Source organism: Streptomyces sp. NPDC002680 (assembly GCF_042889145.1).
GTDB lineage: Bacteria > Actinomycetota > Actinomycetes > Streptomycetales > Streptomycetaceae > Streptomyces > Streptomyces adonidis.
Window position 1 is genome coordinate 203,666 of record NZ_JBIAQP010000014.1, and the last position, 14,056, is coordinate 217,721.

A 14,056-nucleotide genomic window follows, 5' to 3' on the forward strand; every position below is an offset into this window, starting at 1 on the left:
CCTCGGGCGACCTGGTGTGTGACCGGGGCGTGGGACTGGTGTGCAACAGGGCGACGTAAGGTGCACATACGTGCGAGAAAGGGCTTTCGTGGACGGGCGCCAGTGGAGTTCCACCATCGCTGCGGCGCAGGCCGGTGACCGGCGGGCGCTGGACGAGCTGGTCGAGGGCTGGCTGCCGCTGGTCTACAACATCGTCGGCCGGGCCCTGAACGGTCACGCGGACGTCGACGACGTCGTGCAGGAGACCATGCTCCGGGCCGTCGACAACCTCGGCTCACTGCGCGACCCGGACAGCTTCAGGTCGTGGCTCGTCGCGATCGCGATGCGTCAGATCCGGGACCGCGCCCGCCGTCGTACGACCGACACCCTGCGCGACGAGACCGCCGACGGTGCTGCCGACTTCGCCGAACTCACCGTGCTGCGGCTTCAGCTGGAGGGGCAGCGGCGCGAGGTCGCGGAGGCGGTGCGCTGGCTCGACGACGAGGACCGGCAGCTGCTGTCGCTGTGGTGGCTGGAGGTCGCGGGCGAACTCACCCGGCGTGAGCTGGCGGCGGCCGTCGGCATCAGCCGGCAGCACGCAGCCGTCCGCGTCCAGCGGATGAAGGAGCGCCTGGAGGCCTCGCGCGGAATCGTCCGGGCGCTCGACGGCGCCTGCCCCGACCTGCGCGAACTGACCGCCCGCTGGGACGGCGACCCGGACTCCGTGTGGCGCAAGCGGCTGGCCCGGCACATCAGGGGGTGCGCGTACTGCGCGAGCCCCGGCGAGGCGGTCGTCGTACCTGCGGAACGGCTCCTGGTCGGCATCGCGCTCGTCCCGCTGCCCGTCGGCTTCACCCTGTCGCTGGCCTTCGGCGGCAAGACGGCCGCGGCAGCCACCGCCGCCGCTTCCGTCGGCTGGTCGGGCAAGATGCTCGGCGCCCTGACCAAGCCGGCCGTCGCCCTGAGCGCCGGTGCGACGATCGTCGCGGGCGGCGCGTACGTCGTGACGCAGACCCCGGAGGACCCGCCGCCGGCCGTCGCGGCCCCCACGGCCCGCGCCCAGTCGCCCGCGGCCCCCACCGCATCCCCGCCCCGGTCCCCGTCGGCATCCCCCTCACCCTCACCCTCGGCCACTCCGTCCCCCTCCCCGTCGGCGACCCGGCCGAAGACCGACGCGTACGGCACGGTCGTGGACGCCGTCGACACGGCACCCGACCCGAACGCCCGGCCCGCCGCCCTCCCGCACCGGACCGAGTCCGGGATCACCAGCACCGGCGGCGCGCACGCCACCATGAACCACCGCGGGGACAGCGTGACCCTCACCGGCAAGGGCTATGTCCTCGTCCGCTGGCAGATCTCGCCGCAGTACCGGTCCGGCAGCCTGGTCATGCCGACCTGGACCGCCCTGAAGGGCAAGCTCTTCCACGTGGCCTCGGGCGGCGGGCGCCGCATGGACGACAGCGTCAGCACCACCGACACCACCGCCACCGGCATGGGCAGCTCGACCACCGGCTACACCGTTCTGCCCGCCGGCACCCAGCAGATGTGGCAGAACGAGTACTTCTACGTCGACGGCAGCGTCACCCTCACCGTCAACGAACGCGGCGCCGACTACGGCCTCAACGTCTTCCCGACGACCTGGGACAAGGTGGAGGAGGACGTGACCGCCGGACCCCCCGAGGGCGCCATCCGCTACGGCCTCGTCCGCGACACCGGCAAGGACGACACCCCGGTTCCGCAGTACGTCACCCGGACCATCCCGACCGACCCGGCGACCGTCGCTCAGGCGTCCCGCGTGTAGTTCTCCTGCGCCTCCATGACCTCGTCACCGTGTTCGAAGGCCCATACGCCGAAGGCCTCGACCGGGGCGAGCAACGACCGTCCCAGGCCGGTGAGTTCGTACTCCACGCGCGGTGGCGAGCCGCCGTACGCCCGTCGTCGGACGAGCCCGTTGAACTCCAGCCGCCGCAGTGTCTCGGTCAGCACCTTCTGGCTGATGCCGCCGATCCGGTCCCTCAACTCCCCATGGCGCACGGGCCCTTGGCGCAGCGCCCACACCACCACCGCGTTCCAGGTGTTGGCGAGCAGATCGAAGGCGAGCCGCGCCCGGCAGTCGGCGAGGAAGGGCGGCTCGGTGTCGGTGGTCACGCACCGAATGGTGCCCCAACGGCCTTCTACCGTCAGGAGCATGAGCATGAGAACGACAAGGCGAGTGGGAATCCTCGGTACGGGCGGCATGGCGGACGCCCTGGGCACCCAGTGGGCGCGGGCCGGTCACGAGGTCTTCGTCGGCGGCCGGAACGCCGGACGCGCGGCGGCGCTCGCTCACCGCATCGGGGCCGTCGGCAGCGGTGACTTGCCGCAGGCGGCGGAACACGGCACCGACGCCGTACTCCTCGCACTGCCCTGCCCGGTGGCTGCGGACACGGTCGCCGCGCTCGAAGTCCCGCTGCGCGGGCGGGTGTTGATCGACTGCACCAACCCGGTGGGCCCGGGCTTCGCCCTGCTGACGGAGGGTGGCCCCTCGGCGGCCAGGCGCATCGCGTCCGCCGCCCCCGCCGCTCACGTGATCAAGGCGTTCAACCTCTGCCACGAGGATGTCTGGCGCCTGGCCTCGCCGGTCTTCGACGGCCGCCCGCTCGCCGTCCCCCTGTGCGGCGACGACGAACATGCGCTGTCCGTCGTACGACAACTCGTCCGTGACCTGGGTTGCGAGCCGTTGAACGCCGGGAGTCTGGACCGGGCGGCCCTGCTGGAGGCGACGGCGGCGCTGCTGATCGGGCTGTGGGTGGGGGAGGGGGCGGACGCTCAGGCGATCGCGCCGCCACGGGAGTTCGCGGGCGGGCGCACCTGACACGGCGGAGGCTCCGTCACCCCTTGCGCAGCGCGCACAGCGCGTCGATGCGGTTCGTGGTGATCGAGTCGACGCCCACGTCGAGCAGCCGTCGCATGGCACGGCGGGTGTCCGGGGTCCACACCGACAGCAGATAGCCGTCCCGGTGCACCCGTGCGGTGAGGCTCCGGTCGACGAGGGCGAAGCGGTAGTTGAGCCAGCGCGGGCGTACGGCGGACAGCAGGGCCGGGCGCGGCGGTGCGAGGGTCTTCCAGGTCAGGGCGATCTCGGCGGACGGATCGGCCGCGCGCACGGCGAGCATCGCCGGGGCGTCCGCGCAGTAGTACGCGCGGTCCTCCGCCGCGCACTCCCGGACCACGTCCACCACCCGCCGTACCGCCCGGACATCGGGCGACCCCGGCAGATCGATCATCACCCGGCTGCCCTCGGTCACGGCCAGCGCCTCCGCGAGAGTCGGCACCCCGCCCTCCGTCAGCCCGTGCACCTCGGCCGCCGACAGCGTGGCCAGCGGCCGGTCCTGCTCCCACAGTCGCTTCAGTGTCGCGTCGTGCAGCAGCACGGGCACACCGTCACGGGTGAGCCGTACGTCGAACTCGACCGCGTCCGCGCCCTGGGCGAGCGCGGAACGCAGCGAGTCGATGGTGTTCTCACGGAAGCGGTAGGGGTCGCCGCGATGGGCCACGGCGGTCACGTTCTGCATGGGTCCATTGTGCTGGGACGCGGCCCGTGATGTTCCCCGGTGGTGGTCAGCGGGCGAGCCACGCCGAGGTGTACGTGTCGATCTCGGCGGCCAGCGCGGCCTTGCCCGCCGGGTCGAGGAAGGAGGCCTCGACGGCGTTCTTGGCGAGGTCCGCGAGACCCCACTCGTCGAGGTCGAGCAGCCGGGCGGCGACCGCGTACTCGTTGTTGAGGTCGGTGCCGAACATCGGCGGGTCGTCGGAGTTGATCGTGACGAGGACGCCGGCCCGCACGAACTCCTTGATCGGGTGCTCGTCGAGCGTACGGACCGCGCGCGTGGCGATGTTGGAGGTCGGGCAGACCTCCAGGGCGATGCGCTGCTCGGCGAGGTGCGCGAGCAGTTCGGCGTCCTGCGCGGAACTCGTACCGTGCCCGATTCGTTCTGCGCGCAGATGGTTCAGCGCGTCCCAGACGGTCTCGGGCCCGGTGGTCTCGCCCGCGTGCGGCACCGAGCGCAGTCCGGCGGCGATCGCCCGGTCGAAGTACGGCTTGAACTGCGGCCTCGGTACGCCGATCTCGGGCCCGCCGAGCCCGAACGAGACCAGCCCCTCCGGGCGCAGCTGGTCGTCGGTGGCGAGCCGCACGGTCTCCTCGGCCGCTTCGAGCCCGGCCTCGCCGGGGATGTCGAAGCACCAGCGCAGCACGGTCCCGAACTCGGCCTCGGCCGACTTCCGGGCGTCCTCGATGGCGTCCATGAAGGCGCGCTCGTCGATGCCGCGCCGGGTCGAGGAGAACGGGGTGATGGTCAGCTCGGCGTACCGGACCTGCTGCCGGGCCAGTTCGCGGGCCACCTCGTACGTCAGCAGCCGCACGTCCTCCGGGGTCCGGATGAGGTCCACGACGGACAGGTACACCTGGATGAAGTGGGCGAAGTCCGTGAACGTGAAGTAGTCGGCCAGGGCTTCGAGGTCGGTGGGGACCTTGGAGTCGGGGTGGCGCGCGGCCAGCTCCGACACGATCCGCGGGGAGGCGGAACCGACGTGATGGACGTGCAGTTCGGCCTTGGGCAGCCCGGCGATGAAGGCGTGCGGGTCCTGGACGTCCGCCGCGGCACGCTGGTTGTTGTCGGTCAAGGGTTCCTCCCCGGGAACGGCGCCCCGGACATGCGACGGTCGGCGGGACGCGGGTGATCGGCTGATCGATGACTCGGGGATCATCGTAGGCCGGGTCCCCGGGGAGGCGCCCGCGGATTCCGTCCCGGGTGGGGACAGGCGGTCCGGCGGGGATGCCGAGGTCCCCCGTCGCCCTGTGATCCCGGGCCGTAGCATGACGGGAACGCACGAACGAGGGGACCCCACGCATGTCCGACGCCGCGCAGCCGCCGCACCCACCGGAGAACGTCCCCTCGGAGGGGGCGAGTTCCGAGGGCGCGGCGACCGGTGAGACCGCAAGCGAGAGTCCCGCGAGCGGCACACCTGCCCGGGTCCCGCTGGACAGGCCCCCGGCCTCCGGCGGCGCCACGGATTCCGGACCCGAGTTCGACCCCTGGGCACCGCCGGCGGACGATGCCCAGGGCTCCGGGTCCGCCGCCGACGGTTCCGGCACCACGTTGTTCTGGGACGACGGCGGTACGACCCCGACGTCCCCCTCCGCCCACGGCCATCCGACGGTCCCCGCGACGCCGGCGGCCGCACCGCCCGGGCCCCAGCCCTCCCAGCCCTGGGCCAACCCGTTCGCCCCGCCCGGCGGTCACGTGGCGGGCACCCCGCAGGACAACCCCTTCGCGCCCCCCGCCCCGCCGGCCTCCTACGCGCAGCCCGCCGCGCCGGTGCCCCCGCCGCCCATAGCCCCCGACGGCCCCGGACAGGCACCGCACTCCTACCCGGCCGGGCCGGTGTACGGCTACCCGCAGCAGCCCGGATACGGCGGTGGCGGTCCCGTGTACGCCCCGCCCCCTCCGGCATACGGTGGCGGGCCCGGTTACGGCTGGGCCCCCATGGCGCCCCAGCCCAGCAATGGCATGGGTACGGCCGCGCTCGTGGTCGGGATCGTGTCGGCCGTCCTCTTCTGTCTGTGGCCGCTGGCGATCATCCTGGGGATCCTCGCGGTGATCTTCGGTGTGATCGGGCGTGGGAAGGTCCGGCGGGGCGAGGCGACCAATGGGGGGCAGGCGCTGGCCGGGATCATCTGCGGTGCGGTGGGCATCGTCATCGCTGTGGCGTTCGGCGTCATAGTCATCGCCTTCGGCGACGACAGTGACGCGAGTACGTTTGACGACGGTTACTCGACGTCCCTGTCCCAGCGCGTGTAGCCGGCGATCAGGGCTTCGTCTGCGTGGCTCGGGTTGTCGCTGTCTGCGGGTTCGTCGTGGCTGGTCGCGCAGTTCCCCGCGCCCCCAAGGGGCGCGGCTGACGCACCGGCGTGGATCTGCTGACCTCCTCAGGCCCGCAAACGCTCCCGCGCCGCCATCAGTGCGAACCCCAGCAGATTCGGGCCTCTCCACCGCTCCGGGTCCTGTGCCGCCTCGTCGTCCGCCGCGAGGCCGATGCCCCATACGCGGTCCACGGGGCTTGCCTCCACCAGGACGCGGTCGCCCGTGGTCAGCAGGAACTCCCGTAGCGCGGGATGTGCGGCGAACTTGTGGACGCTGCCCTCGACCACGATGCCGAACCGTTCGCGCTCCCACACGGCCTCGTCGAAGCCGCGTACGAGACGGCCGGCCTTCTTCGCGAGCGCCGGGTTCGGTGCCGTGATCGCCCGCTGCTCCGCCTCCGTGTCCTCGAAGAGGCGGGCCTTGGCGGCCATCATCCAGTGCTCCGCCGTCGCGTACTCCACCCCGGCCACGGAAAACGCGGCCGGCCACCACTGGCTGAGACAGCTCGCTCCCACGCGGCCGTCCGGGCGTGGCCGATGCCCCCAGAAGTGCAGATACTTGATGTGTTCCCCCGACCGGACCGCGCTGACCAGCGTGTCCCGAGAATCGATCTTCCCCATGCACGCGAGTCTGGCACCCACCACTGACAACGTGCCCCGCCTTTTCCCGTTCGACTCGACACCTGGTCGACAGATTCCGTCGCGTAACCAAAAGGCAACAACGGAATCCCTTGTTGGAGTCCACTTACTCTGTCAGGATCGGCACTCAAATCGACCTGGAGCTACGTTGACCCCCACATATCGGGGCGGGCGACGGAGGAGAGCGACATGCACAATCCGGGCCATCGCTTCCCGGCGCAGGAGCGGCTCGCGGCCGGCGCGCAGTACATCGCGGGCCGGCTGACCCACGGCACCTCCGGCCGTACGTTCGCGGTCGTCGACCCCGCCACCGGCGACGAGGTCTACACGTACGAGTTGGCTGGTTCCGCCGACGTGGACGCCGCCGTCGCCGCGGCCCGCGAGGCCTTCCCCGGCTGGGCCGGGGCCACCCCGGGCGAGCGTTCCGACGCACTGCACCGCTTCGCGGCCGTCCTCGCCGAGCGCGCCGAGGAATTCGCCCGTGCCGAGTCCCTCCAGTGCGGCAAGCCGCTCAAGCTGACCCGTGAGTTCGACGTGCCGGGGACGATCGACAACACCGCGTTCTTCGCCGGCGCCGCCCGGCACCTCCAGGGACAGTCGGCCGGGGAGTACTCCGGTGACCACACCTCGTACGTCCGCCGGGAACCCATCGGGGTCGTCGGCTCCATCGCGCCCTGGAACTATCCCCTCCAGATGGCCGCCTGGAAGATCCTCCCGGCGATCGCGGCCGGCAACACGATCGTGCTGAAGCCCGCCGAGCTGACCCCGCTGACCTCGCTCCTCTTCGCCGAGGCGGCCACCGCGGCCGGGATTCCGGACGGGGTGATCAATGTCGTCCCCGGGACCGGCAAGGAGGCAGGGGAGCATCTCGTCGGGCATCCCGATGTCGCCATGACGTCCTTCACCGGATCCACCGCCGTGGGCAAGCGGGTCGCCGAGGTCGCCACGGCCACCGTCAAGCGGCTCCACCTGGAGCTGGGCGGAAAGGCACCCTTCGTCGTCTTCGACGACGCCGATCTCGACGCGGCCGTCAACGGCGCCGTCGCGGGCGCGCTCATCAACACCGGGCAGGACTGCACGGCCGCCACGCGCGCGTATGTGCAGCGCCCGCTGTACGAGGAGTTCATCGCGAAAACGGCCGCCCTTATGGACACCGTCCGGCTCGGTGATCCGTTCACGCCGGGCACCGACCTCGGGCCGCTCATCTCGCACACGCAGCGCGACCGGGTCGCCGGTTTCGTCGAGCGGGCGCGTGCCTACGCGCGCGTGGTGACCGGCGGAGAGGCTCCTCAGGGGGAGCTGAAGAGCGGCGCCTATTATCGGCCCACCCTGGTCGCCGACGCGGCCCAGGACAGCGAGATCGTCCAGTCCGAGATCTTCGGGCCCGTTCTCGTCGTACTCCCCTTCGACAGCGACGACGAAGGCATCCGGCTCGCCAACGACACGCCCTACGGTCTCGCCGCCTCCGCCTGGAGCCGGGACGTCTACCGGGCGAACCGCGCCACCCGCGAGATCAAGGCGGGCTGTGTGTGGGTCAACGACCACATTCCGATCATCAGCGAGATGCCCCACGGGGGATACAAGGCGTCCGGCTACGGCAAGGACATGTCTTCGTATTCGTTCGAGGAGTACACGCAGATCAAGCACGTCATGTTCGACAACACCGCGGTTGCCCGAAAGGACTGGCACCGCACGATCTTCGGGGACCGCTGACCGGACACAGGCCGACCGACCAGCGGCCGCACACCCTCCCGAAAGGGCACCAGCGCATGGAGCAGTACGAGCCCGACCGCCTTTCGCCGGCCCAGGTGGCCGCCATGCGGCGCAGCTTCCGAAACGGCAGGGCCGCCCTGACCCGCAGGTCCCTGCTGCGCGCCTCCGCGGGCGGCGCCCTGGTGGCCGGCGGCCTCGGCGCGCTGACCGGCTGCGGCATCCCCGCGGCCGGCAAGACCGCGGGAGGCGTCTCCGCGGACGACCACTCGGCCAAGGAGAAGACCGTCAACTTCTCCAACTGGACCGAGTACATGGACGTCGACGAGAGCGAGAAGCACCACCCCACGCTCGACGCGTTCACCGAACGGACCGGCATCAAGGTCAAGTACACCGAGGACATCAACGACAACGTCGAGTTCTTCGGCAAGATCAAGCCGCAGCTCGCGGCGGGCCAGGACACCGGCCGGGACATCATCGTCCTCACCGACTGGCTGGCCGGCCGGCTGATCCGCCTCGGCTGGGTCCAGAAACTGGACGCGTCGAACCTTCCGCACGCGTTCGCGAACCTGGCGGAGCAGTTCCGCAGCCCCGACTGGGACCCCGGCCGCGCCTACTCGTACCCCTGGCAGGGCATCTCGACCGTCATCGCCTTCAACAGGAAGGCGCTCGACGGCGTCGAGGTGAAGTCGGTCTCCGACATGCTCGACAACCCCAAGCTGAAGGGGCGCGTCGGGTTCCTCTCCGAGATGCGCGACAGCATCGGCATGACCCTGCTCGACATGGGCAAGGACCCGGCGAAGTTCACCGACGACGACTACGACGCGGCGATCGCCCGCCTCCAGAAGGCCGTCGACAAGGGCCAGATCCGCCGCTTCTCCGGCAACGACTACACGGCCGACCTGACCTCGGGCGACTTCGCGGCCTGTATCGCCTGGGCCGGGGACGTCGTCCAGCTCAAGGCGGACAGCCCGGACATCGACTTCATCATCCCGGACAGCGGCTACATCACGTCCAGCGACAACATGCTGATCCCCAACAAGGCGCGCCACAAGACGAACGCCGAGCGGCTCATGGACTACTACTACGAGCCCGAACCCGCCGCCGAACTGGCCGCCTACATCAACTACGTGTGTCCCGTCGACGGGGTGAAGCCGTACCTCGCGAAGATCGACAAGGACGCGGCGGACAACCCGCTGATCATCCCCGACGCGGCGATGGCCGCGAAGTCCCACGCGTTCAGGTCCTTGAGCCAGAAGGAAGAGACGGCGTACGAGGAGAAGTTCGCGAAGTTGACAGGGGCGTAGCCACGCCTGCCCCAGCGGTGCGAAACCCCTCCGACTCCCCAAGGACCACATCATGACCAGCACAGAACACGGCGGCGACGTCCGTCTCTCCGGGATCAGCAAGAACTACGGCTCCTTCACCGCCGTACACCCCCTCGACCTCACCGTCCCGCAGGGCTCCTTCTTCGCCCTGCTCGGCGCCTCCGGCTGCGGCAAGACGACCACCCTGCGGATGATCGCCGGGCTGGAGGAACCTTCCTCCGGGACCGTCTACCTCGGCGAGCAGGAGGTCACCAACCTGCCGCCGTACAAGCGGCCGGTGAACACCGTCTTCCAGTCGTACGCCCTCTTCCCGCACCTCGACATCTTCGAGAACGTCGCCTTCGGTCTGCGCCGGCGCGGCATCAAGTCGGTGAAGAAGCAGGTCGAGGACATGCTGGAACTCGTCCAGCTGGGCGAGCAGGCCCGCAAGAAACCGCACCAGCTCTCCGGCGGCCAGCAGCAGCGCGTCGCCGTGGCCCGTGCGCTGATCAACACCCCCAAGGTGCTGCTCCTCGACGAGCCGCTCGGCGCCCTCGACCTCAAGCTGCGCCGCCAGATGCAGCTGGAGCTGAAGCGCATCCAGACCGAGGTGGGCATCACGTTCGTGCATGTCACGCACGACCAGGAGGAGGCCATGACGATGGCCGACACGGTCGCCGTGATGAACGCGGGGCGCGTGGAACAGCTCGGCTCGCCCGCCGATCTCTACGAGAACCCGCAGACGACCTTCGTCGCGAACTTCCTCGGCACCTCCAACCTCATCGAGGCCGAGGTGGACGCCAAGAGCGGCGACGAGATCGTCCTCAAGGCGGGCGGCGGCAAGCTCCTCCTCCCCGAGGCCCGCTGTTCGGCGCCGACCAGAACCGGCGGCAAGGTGCTCGTCGGGGTCCGCCCCGAGAAGATCTCCCTCACGCACGCGGACGACGCCGGCGACATCCCGGCCGGCCGCAACCGCATCACCGGCAAGATCGCCGACACGAGTTTCATCGGCGTCTCCACGCAGTACGTCATCGACAGCCCCGTCTGTCCCGAGTTCGAGGTGTACGTCCAGAACATCGACCGCGACGCCAGGCTCGCCCCCGGCGCCGATGTCGTCCTGCACTGGAACCCGGCCCACACCTTCGGCCTGGACGCCGATCAGGACATAGACGCGGGTGTGGGCACGGTCGACGACGAGGCGGCCGCCTGATGGCCACCGCGACCCCCGAAGCGCCGCCCCTGGCGCCCGCCCCGGCCAGGAAGCCCCCGCGAAAGAGAGGCCGCTGGACGCCGTACTGGCTGCTCCTGCCCGGCATTCTCTGGCTGTTCGTGTTCTTCGCGCTGCCGATGGTCTACCAGGCCTCCACGTCCGTGCAGACGGGCTCCCTGGAGGAGGGCTACAAGGTCACCTGGCACTTCGCGACCTACTGGGACGCCGTGGCCGACTACTGGCCGCAGTTCCTGCGCTCGGTGCTGTACGCGGGCGCCGCGACGATCCTGTGTCTGGTGCTGGGGTATCCGCTGGCCTACCTCATCGCGTTCCGCGCGGGACGCTGGCGCAACCTGATCATGATCCTGGTGATCGCGCCGTTCTTCACCAGCTTCCTGATCCGTACGCTCGCCTGGAAGACGATCCTCGCGGACGGCGGCCCGGTCGTCGGCGCCCTCAACTCGCTGCACGTCCTGGACGTCACCAGCTGGCTCGGCATCACGGCGGGGGACCGGGTGCTGGCCACGCCGCTCGCGGTGGTCTGCGGTCTGACGTACAACTTCCTGCCGTTCATGATCCTGCCGCTCTACACCTCGCTCGAACGCATCGACGGACGGCTGCACGAGGCGGCCGGCGACCTCTACGCCAGGCCGTTCACGACCTTCCGCAAGGTCACCTTCCCGCTGTCGATGCCCGGTGTCGTCTCCGGCACGCTGCTCACCTTCATCCCGGCGAGCGGCGACTACGTCAACGCCGATCTGCTCGGCTCGACGGACACCCGCATGATCGGAAACGTCATCCAGACGCAGTTCCTGCGCATCCTCGACTATCCGACGGCCGCCGCCCTCTCCTTCATCCTCATGGCGGCGATCCTCATCATGGTCACCCTCTACATCCGCAAGTCCGGGACGGAGGACCTGGTTTAAATGGCCTTCGTGAACTCCATCGGGCGCTGGCTCAAGAGACATTTCGTCGTCATCGCGGGACTGATCACACTCGGTTATCTGCTGCTGCCGAACGTCGTCGTCACGGTGTTCTCCTTCAACAAGCCGAAGGGCCGCTTCAACTACGAGTGGCAGCAGTTCTCGACGGACGCCTGGCGTGATCCCTGTGGGGTCGCCGACATGTGCGGCTCGCTCTCGCTCAGCCTTCGCATCGCCTTCTGGGCGACCGTCGGGGCGACCGTCCTCGGCACGATGATCGCCTTCGCGCTGGTGCGGTACCGCTTCCGCGCGCGGGGCTCCGTCAACTCCCTGATCTTCCTTCCCATGGCGATGCCCGAGGTCGTCATGGCGGCCTCGCTGCTCACCCTGTTCCTCAACCTGGGCGCGCAGCTCGGCTTCTGGACGATCCTGATCGCCCACATCATGTTCTGCCTCAGCTTCGTCGTCGTCGCCGTCAAGGCACGCGTGATGTCGATGGACCCGCGCCTTGAGGAGGCCGCCCGGGACCTCTACGCGGGCCCCGTGCAGACCTTCGTACGCGTGACCCTGCCCATCGCGGCCCCCGGAATCGCCGCGGGCGCGCTGCTCGCCTTCGCGCTCTCCTTCGACGATTTCATCATCACCAATTTCAACGCGGGCTCGACCGTCACCTTCCCCATGTTCGTCTGGGGATCGGCGCAGCGCGGAACTCCCGTACAGATCAATGTCATCGGTACGGCCATGTTCCTGGTCGCGGTACTGCTCGTGCTGAGCGGAATGGTCATCGGTAATCGCCGCAACAGGCAGAAGAGTTCATAGCCTTTCCTCGTCATTCGTAGGGAGTTGGAATCATGGCCCCAAGCGCCATGACCCATGGAAATGTAAATCGCTGGACGAAATCCCTTTCGGACGCCCAGCCGGTCGCGTACTGGCTGGACGACCCCGGAAAGCCGCACCCCGAGCCTGCCCTCACCGGCGGCGAGAGCTGCGACCTGCTGGTGGTGGGCGGCGGCTACAGCGGGCTGTGGACCGCGCTGATCGCCAAGGAGCGCGACCCGCAGCGGGACGTCGTGCTCGTCGAGGGCCGCGAGGTGGGCTGGGCCGCCTCCGGCCGCAACGGCGGCTTCTGCGCCGCCTCCCTCACCCACGGCCTGGCCAACGGCCTCGCCCGCTGGCCCGACGAGATCCACCAGCTCCAGGAACTCGGCGCCCGCAACCTCGACGAGATCGAGAAAGCCGTGGCCCGCCACTCCCTGGACTGCGACTTCGAACGCACCGGCGAGATCGACGTGGCCACCGAACCCCACCAGGCGGCCGAACTCCGCGCCTGGCACGAGGAGCTGACGTCCAAGGGCCTCGCGACCGGCACCGAGTTCCTGGACACGGAGGCGGTACGGGACCAGGTCGCGTCCCCCACCTTCCTGGCAGGCCTCCACGACCGCACCGGCGTCGCGATGCTCAACCCGGCGAAACTGGCCTGGGGGCTGAAGCGGGCCTGCCTGCGCCTGGGCGTGCGCGTGTACGAGCACACACCGGCGCTCACGCTACGGCCGTACGGCGCGGGAATGGCCGTACGCACCCCTTACGGGTCGGTCCGCGCCCGCCGGATCGCGCTCGGGACGAACATCTTCCCGAGCCTGGTGAAGCGCGTCCGGGCGTACACCGTCCCCGTCTACGACTACGCGCTGATGACCGAACCCCTGAGCGAGGAGCAGCTCGCCTCGGTCGGCTGGCGGGGGCGGCAGGGCCTCGGGGACAGCGCCAACCAGTTCCACTACTTCCGGCTGAGCGCCGACAACCGCGTCCTGTGGGGCGGTTACGACGCGATCTATCCGTACGGCGGCCGGGTGCGCGCCGAGTACGACGACCGCCCGGAGACGTACGCCAAGCTGGCCGACCACTTCTTCACCTGCTTCCCGCAGCTGGAGGGCGTCCGCTTCACCCACGCGTGGGGCGGCGCGATCGACACCTGCTCGCGCTTCTCGGCGTTCTTCGGCACCGCGCACGGGGGGCGCGTGGCGTACGCGGCGGGGTTCACCGGTCTCGGTGTCGGGGCGACGCGCTTCGGGGCGGACGTGATGCTGGATCTGCTGGCGGGGGAGCGGACGGAGCGGACGTCGCTGGAGATGGTTCGTAAGAAGCCGCTGCCGTTTCCGCCGGAGCCGTTCGCGTGGACGGGGATCGCTCTGACCAAGTGGTCGTTGGCGCGGGCGGATGAGCGTGGGGGGCGGCGGAATCTGTGGTTGAAGACGATGGATCGGTTGGGGTTGGGATTCGACAGCTAGGAGGTCGTTCGTCCGCTGCCGGTCGGTGGGGGCTTGTCGCGCAGTTCCCCGCGCCCCTTAGGGGGCGCTTGCGCCCAGCTCAGTGGCTATGAGCCGGT

12 protein-coding genes and 1 pseudogene are annotated in these 14,056 nt (G+C 70.0%); 9 read left to right on the forward strand and 4 right to left on the reverse strand.

Going from position 1 to position 14,056, the window contains the following annotated elements:
* Positions 1–88: 88 nt before the first annotated feature.
* The gene (locus ACFYXF_RS33580; protein ID WP_389355502.1) at positions 89–1,780 is read left to right on the forward strand and encodes an RNA polymerase sigma factor; all 1,692 of its coding nucleotides are present in this window, start codon (positions 89–91) and stop codon (positions 1,778–1,780) included.
* Here the strand turns inward: ACFYXF_RS33580 and ACFYXF_RS33585 are convergent.
* Positions 1,762–2,127: a winged helix-turn-helix transcriptional regulator gene (locus tag ACFYXF_RS33585; RefSeq protein ID WP_389355372.1), complete on the reverse strand. Its 366-nt coding sequence runs from the start codon at positions 2,125–2,127 to the stop codon at positions 1,762–1,764. The two genes, ACFYXF_RS33580 and ACFYXF_RS33585, sit on opposite strands and share 19 nt — an antisense overlap.
* Before the next feature lie 46 nt (positions 2,128–2,173).
* Between ACFYXF_RS33585 and ACFYXF_RS33590 the strand changes: the two genes are divergently transcribed.
* Positions 2,174–2,833 (forward strand): NADPH-dependent F420 reductase, encoded by a 660-nt coding sequence (locus ACFYXF_RS33590; RefSeq protein ID WP_389355374.1) that lies wholly within the window; start codon positions 2,174–2,176, stop codon positions 2,831–2,833.
* 16 nt (positions 2,834–2,849) lie between these two features.
* On the opposite strand, the gene ACFYXF_RS33595 is transcribed toward ACFYXF_RS33590, so the two are convergent.
* Complete coding sequence (locus tag ACFYXF_RS33595) at positions 2,850–3,533, reverse strand: glycerophosphodiester phosphodiesterase (protein ID WP_389355376.1); 684 nt, start codon at positions 3,531–3,533, stop codon at positions 2,850–2,852.
* A 46-nt stretch (positions 3,534–3,579) separates the two neighbouring features.
* Positions 3,580–4,762 (reverse strand): annotated as a pseudogene (locus tag ACFYXF_RS33600) (adenosine deaminase).
* 109 nt (positions 4,763–4,871) lie between these two features.
* Between ACFYXF_RS33600 and ACFYXF_RS33605 the strand changes: the two are divergent.
* Positions 4,872–5,822 (forward strand): DUF4190 domain-containing protein, encoded by a 951-nt coding sequence (locus ACFYXF_RS33605; RefSeq protein ID WP_389355378.1) that lies wholly within the window; start codon positions 4,872–4,874, stop codon positions 5,820–5,822.
* A gap of 128 nt (positions 5,823–5,950) precedes the next feature.
* On the opposite strand, the gene ACFYXF_RS33610 is transcribed toward ACFYXF_RS33605, so the two are convergent.
* The gene (locus tag ACFYXF_RS33610; RefSeq protein WP_389355380.1) at positions 5,951–6,505 is read right to left on the reverse strand and encodes an NADAR family protein; all 555 of its coding nucleotides are present in this window, start codon (positions 6,503–6,505) and stop codon (positions 5,951–5,953) included.
* A gap of 207 nt (positions 6,506–6,712) precedes the next feature.
* Between ACFYXF_RS33610 and ACFYXF_RS33615 the strand changes: the two genes are divergently transcribed.
* From ACFYXF_RS33615 to ACFYXF_RS33640, 6 genes are read left to right on the forward strand one after another with little or no spacing between them, the layout of a single operon-like run.
* Positions 6,713–8,236: a gamma-aminobutyraldehyde dehydrogenase gene (locus ACFYXF_RS33615; RefSeq protein ID WP_389355382.1), complete on the forward strand. Its 1,524-nt coding sequence runs from the start codon at positions 6,713–6,715 to the stop codon at positions 8,234–8,236.
* Between the two features lie 56 nt (positions 8,237–8,292).
* Positions 8,293–9,540 carry a spermidine/putrescine ABC transporter substrate-binding protein gene (locus ACFYXF_RS33620; RefSeq protein WP_389355385.1) on the forward strand — a complete coding sequence of 416 codons (1,248 nt, stop codon included), beginning with the start codon at positions 8,293–8,295 and terminating at the stop codon, positions 9,538–9,540.
* 52 nt (positions 9,541–9,592) lie between these two features.
* The gene (locus ACFYXF_RS33625) at positions 9,593–10,750 is read left to right on the forward strand and encodes an ABC transporter ATP-binding protein (protein ID WP_389355387.1); all 1,158 of its coding nucleotides are present in this window, start codon (positions 9,593–9,595) and stop codon (positions 10,748–10,750) included.
* Complete coding sequence (locus ACFYXF_RS33630; RefSeq protein WP_389355389.1) at positions 10,750–11,676, forward strand: ABC transporter permease; 927 nt, start codon at positions 10,750–10,752, stop codon at positions 11,674–11,676. The genes ACFYXF_RS33625 and ACFYXF_RS33630 overlap by 1 nt, the downstream gene beginning before the upstream one ends.
* Positions 11,677–12,492, forward strand: coding sequence for an ABC transporter permease (locus ACFYXF_RS33635; protein ID WP_389355391.1), 816 nt, complete (start codon positions 11,677–11,679; stop codon positions 12,490–12,492). It begins immediately after the preceding gene.
* Positions 12,493–12,524: 32 nt separating this feature from the next.
* Complete coding sequence (locus ACFYXF_RS33640; protein ID WP_389355393.1) at positions 12,525–13,958, forward strand: NAD(P)/FAD-dependent oxidoreductase; 1,434 nt, start codon at positions 12,525–12,527, stop codon at positions 13,956–13,958.
* Positions 13,959–14,056: the final 98 nt, after the last annotated feature.

What these genes read in the sequence shown, in the direction of transcription:
- ACFYXF_RS33590 (WP_389355374.1), top strand. Translation starts at nt 2,174, where the DNA reads ATGAGAACGACAAGGCGAGTGGGAATCCTCGGTACGGGCGGCATGGCG.
- ACFYXF_RS33595 (WP_389355376.1), bottom strand. Translation starts at nt 3,533, where the DNA reads ATGCAGAACGTGACCGCCGTGGCCCATCGCGGCGACCCCTACCGCTTC.
- ACFYXF_RS33605 (WP_389355378.1), top strand. Translation starts at nt 4,872, where the DNA reads ATGTCCGACGCCGCGCAGCCGCCGCACCCACCGGAGAACGTCCCCTCG.
- ACFYXF_RS33610 (WP_389355380.1), bottom strand. Translation starts at nt 6,505, where the DNA reads ATGGGGAAGATCGATTCTCGGGACACGCTGGTCAGCGCGGTCCGGTCG.
- ACFYXF_RS33615 (WP_389355382.1), top strand. Translation starts at nt 6,713, where the DNA reads ATGCACAATCCGGGCCATCGCTTCCCGGCGCAGGAGCGGCTCGCGGCC.
- ACFYXF_RS33620 (WP_389355385.1), top strand. Translation starts at nt 8,293, where the DNA reads ATGGAGCAGTACGAGCCCGACCGCCTTTCGCCGGCCCAGGTGGCCGCC.
- ACFYXF_RS33625 (WP_389355387.1), top strand. Translation starts at nt 9,593, where the DNA reads ATGACCAGCACAGAACACGGCGGCGACGTCCGTCTCTCCGGGATCAGC.
- ACFYXF_RS33630 (WP_389355389.1), top strand. Translation starts at nt 10,750, where the DNA reads ATGGCCACCGCGACCCCCGAAGCGCCGCCCCTGGCGCCCGCCCCGGCC.
- ACFYXF_RS33635 (WP_389355391.1), top strand. Translation starts at nt 11,677, where the DNA reads ATGGCCTTCGTGAACTCCATCGGGCGCTGGCTCAAGAGACATTTCGTC.
- ACFYXF_RS33640 (WP_389355393.1), top strand. Translation starts at nt 12,525, where the DNA reads ATGGCCCCAAGCGCCATGACCCATGGAAATGTAAATCGCTGGACGAAA.